Below are 3,777 nucleotides of genomic sequence, written 5' to 3'. Positions count from 1 at the left end.
CGGCGTGCTCGAGCAGGCCCTGCGCGACCTCGCCGCGTGGGTGGAGCGCGGCATCGCACCCCCGCCCAGCACGAACTACGAGTGGGTCGACGGTCAGATCCTGCTGCCGGCCACGGCGGCCGAGCGCCGCGGCATCCAGCCAGTGGTCACGCTCACCGCCGACGGCGGCGAAAGGGCCGACGTCGCGGTCGGCGAGCCGGTCGCGTTCTCAGCGCTCGTCGAGGTGCCGCCGGGCGCCGGCACTATCGTCGCCGCGGAGTGGGACTTCGACGGTCATGGCGACTACCCGGTCGTCGAGCCGTTCACCAACGAGGACCTCTCGTACACGTCGATGCGCCTCGACCGCGAGTACACCTTCTCCGCTCCCGGGACCTACTTTCCCGCGTTGCGCGCGACGTCGCAGCGACTCGGGCAGGGCGACAACCCGCACGGCCAGATCATGAACCTCGGGCGGGTGCGTGTGGTCGTGAGTTGACGAAGCAAGCGCGTCCGCGGCATGGCGCGCTCCCAGCATTGCCGAACGCAGGTCAGGCCGTCACCACTACGCGCACCCGCGCCAGGTTGCGGGCGAGCGCATAGCGCGTCGTGGTGTGGCCATCGCGCTGTGATGCCACGCGCAGCGCGGGGAAGAACGTGCCCGCCGAGCTGAAGGTGTGCGTCGTGGTCAGCTTCACCTCGGACTGCGGCGTGAGTTGTCCAGGCTCCGGATAGGCGCCTTCCCCATCGAAGTCCCACTCAGCCGAAACGATCACACCTGTCCCGGGCGGTGCCTCGGCGACAGCGTGGAACTCCACGGCTTCCCCGACGCAAACCTCAGCGCGATCGCCGCCGTCGACGGTCAGCGTCACGACGGGCTGGATGCCCTTACGAGCCGACGCTGAGGCGGGCACGGTTACCTGACCGTCGCGAACTTTGTAACTCGTGCTTTCCGGTGGTCGGATATCCCGTTCGGCCCAGGCCGCCACATCGCGGAGCGCCTGCTGCAAGATGCCCGAATAGCTGATGATGTGGCTGTCCACCCAGCTGTATCCAGCATCAGCCGCTCCGCCCTCGCTGGGAGTCATATAGCTGCTCGGGCTCACATGCATGGCGTTGTCGACGAACCACAGCCGGTACTGATCATCGAATCGCGGCCCCAGCGCGTCCCGCACCCTGGAGCGGTACCAGTCGGCCTGCCATGGATAGGCGGCCTCGTCCATAAGGCACTCCACCACGATCATCTTGCAGCCGAACTTTCCGCTCTGCGACACGTAGCCCGATCCGACGGCGGCGGCGTCGGGCAACTGCGGACGCTCCGGGTACATGAGCGTGCCATCGGGATTGCGGAACTGGTCCCAGACATGGTACTCAGGCGGCGGATTCTGGTGGCGGTGGTACGTCTGTGATGCGAGGTAGATCGAGTTGTCGATTTCCACCTGGTCGCCAGCCTCCACAACGCCCTCGCTCGCGAACAGTCCGCCAAGGAGGACGATGTCGCCCACCACACCCGTGACCATGGCCCGCCGTCCCTGGGCTGCGCCGGTCCGCATCGTCACAAATGCGCCCTGCAAGCGGCCTTCGGGGGTGCTGGAGAACTGGATCGCCGCGAGGGCGTCCGATCTCGTCCCGGCGGCGATGGCTACCGGCAAGCCCATGTCGCGCGCCTCGGCCGTCGAGATGGTTCTCGTCACGCTCGCTTGGTGGCGGACGTGTGCGCGCTCGAGCGACTCTGGAGGGCTGGCCCCGAGGTAGCCAGGCACGCGCCAGAAATCCTCCACGTACTCAGGATCGCCACCGATGATGAAGCCGATGAGGCTGGCGAACACGCCTGTGTAGTTGACGGACAACCTCTCGTGGGCGAACCACGCTCGAGGCGGAAAGCCCATCCTCGTCACTTCCCTCAGCGCGGCCCGTTCCTCGTCATTGAGGCCGGCGTACATGTCACCGCTTCCGCCGGGCGAGATGGCGTCGATGATCTGCCCGAACTTGCCTTCGAGTATGCGCAAGGCGTGCGCCTGTACGGTGAACACGTTTGGAATCGAGACCGGCGAGCCGTGGATGAAGGGAACCGCGCCGTCCCACACGTCCGTGTTCTCCACACACGCGGTGGACTTGAAGCCCCCGCCGCTCCCGCCATAGACATAGCCGTACGGCCGTCCTCCGCCGTACATCTGCCGGGCGAGCTCGCGGGAGAACTCCGCGGTGGCGGCGCTGGCCCGAAAGTTGACGATGTCCCCGGGCCCGCCCATGTTGGTAGAGCCGAGGTTCGACTCCACCAGATAGCCGCCGCTGTCGAAGGCGAAGCCAATGGAATCGCCGTCGAGCCCGGCCAGCCGTCCGCTGGCGGCATTCTCATTGCCGGCAATGTGCATGACCGGGTGGTAGAAGCGCCCCTCGTATCTCTCCGGAGGCGGGAAGTACATGGAGAAGCGAAGCTCGGTATCGGTGAACCCGCCGTGCACGTAGCGATGGCGCTCGGGTTCATCGCGCCATCGGTCCACATCGACGTAGGGGTCGGTGTAGAGAGGATCGGGCTCACGCGTCGATTGACGCGGCGAACCGGCGCGAGCTGCGACCGAAGAGTCCTGCGATGAACTCCCTCCGACATGGCTCATAGGTCTCCCCTCACATGGCGCCCGCGGCCTTGCCGCGGACGCCGGGCGCGTCGCGGAAGTACCTGATCATGTTCTGCTGCACGAACGACGCCACGAGCTGCCCGTCCTCGGTGAACACGTGCCCTTCGCCGTAGCCGCGGCCACCGCCGGCGTGCAGGCTGCGGTTGGAGATCAGCAGCCACCGGTCAGCACGGACGGGCTCGTGGAACGTCAGCGTGTGCGCGAGCACGCCCGTGGAGAGGGTCTCGTGCGCCTGCTCCTGGCCGATCCCCTCGTGCGGCCGCATGGCGGCGGCGATCAGGAACCCGTCCGTGTACCACGACAGCAGCGCCTGGTGCAGCGCGGCGTCGTCCGGCACGTCGGAGAAGCGCACCCACACGTGCAGCTCAGGAGGCCCGGTCGCCGCGGTCGTCATGAGATCGACGCCGTCGACCAGGCGCAGCTCGGCGCCGGGGGATGGCGCGGCCACCGGCGGGGCGTCCAGCGGCCCGCCGACCGGCGCAACCGGGACCTGATGGCGGATCACGTCCGGCTCCCCCGCGTCGAGCAGGAGCAGCCCCCGGGACAGGACCCGCTCTCCCTGGGCTGCCGTGGCGGAGACACTGGCCAGCGCTCGGCCCGAGTGCACCGGGTCCAGCTCGACCTCCACGGGATGCTTGATCGTCCCGCTCCTGGCAAAGATCACATGCAGGGAGCGGACGGTCTTCGCGGGCTCGTATCTCGATGCCGCCACGATCATCTGCCCCATGATCTGGCCGCCGAACACCACCGGCCGCCGCTCGTCCTGGACGCTCTCCCCGCGGAAGGCGCGGTCGCCGAGCCGGTCCAGGGCGAACGACCGCAGGATCGGGGACGCGCCGGTAGATGTCGTGCTCACTGATGCACTCCCAGGAGGTCAGGCGGCCGCGGGCTGGAAGCGGACGCCGGTGTCCGTCGTGACCAGGTACCCGGCTCCTGGCGGCGGGAAATGGGACCCGATGACGAGCACGCCGGTGTCGGCGTGCTCGCGGATCAGGCGCTGCCGCGTGGCCGTCGCCATGCCGGGATCGGCGTCCGCCAGCGAGCAGCAGCCCGGCTCCGCCAGCTGCACGGCGTGGTGGGCGCAGTCGCCGGTGATGAGCGCGGCCTCGCCGCCGGAGGTGACGCTGACCGAGACGTGCCCCGGGGTGTGGCCGGGCGTCGG

General features: G+C 68.6%; 2 protein-coding genes and 2 pseudogenes. 1 reads left to right on the top strand and 3 read right to left on the bottom strand.

The window, feature by feature from the left end; translation table 11 throughout:
- Nucleotides 1-475 (top strand): annotated as a pseudogene (locus VGS97_RS06585) (hypothetical protein); the annotation flags it as partial.
- 52 nt (nucleotides 476-527) lie between these two features.
- On the opposite strand, the gene VGS97_RS06580 reads toward VGS97_RS06585, so the two are convergent.
- The 3 genes and pseudogenes from VGS97_RS06580 to VGS97_RS06570 all read right to left on the bottom strand — a co-directional run.
- Nucleotides 528-2,594 carry a PKD domain-containing protein gene (locus VGS97_RS06580; protein ID WP_326852333.1) on the bottom strand — a complete coding sequence of 689 codons (2,067 nt, stop codon included), beginning with the start codon at nucleotides 2,592-2,594 and terminating at the stop codon, nucleotides 528-530.
- Between the two features lie 10 nt (nucleotides 2,595-2,604).
- A complete protein-coding gene (locus VGS97_RS06575) occupies nucleotides 2,605-3,471 on the bottom strand; it encodes an acyl-CoA thioesterase (protein ID WP_326852332.1) in 867 nt (288 codons plus the stop codon).
- 18 nt (nucleotides 3,472-3,489) lie between these two features.
- Nucleotides 3,490-3,777 (bottom strand): annotated as a pseudogene (locus VGS97_RS06570) (MBL fold metallo-hydrolase); the annotation flags it as partial.

Origin of the sequence: Actinocrinis sp., assembly GCF_035946395.1 — a bacterium.
In the GTDB taxonomy this organism is placed as follows: Bacteria; Actinomycetota; Actinomycetes; order Streptomycetales; family Catenulisporaceae; genus Actinocrinis.
Note: the sequence above shows the minus strand (reverse complement) of the source record. Positions and strands in the feature narration are given on the sequence as shown.

Bases quoted from the DNA above. Each gene is read 5' to 3' on its own strand.
- VGS97_RS06580 (WP_326852333.1), bottom strand. From the start codon at position 2,594: ATGAGCCATGTCGGAGGGAGTTCATCGCAGGACTCTTCGGTCGCAGCT.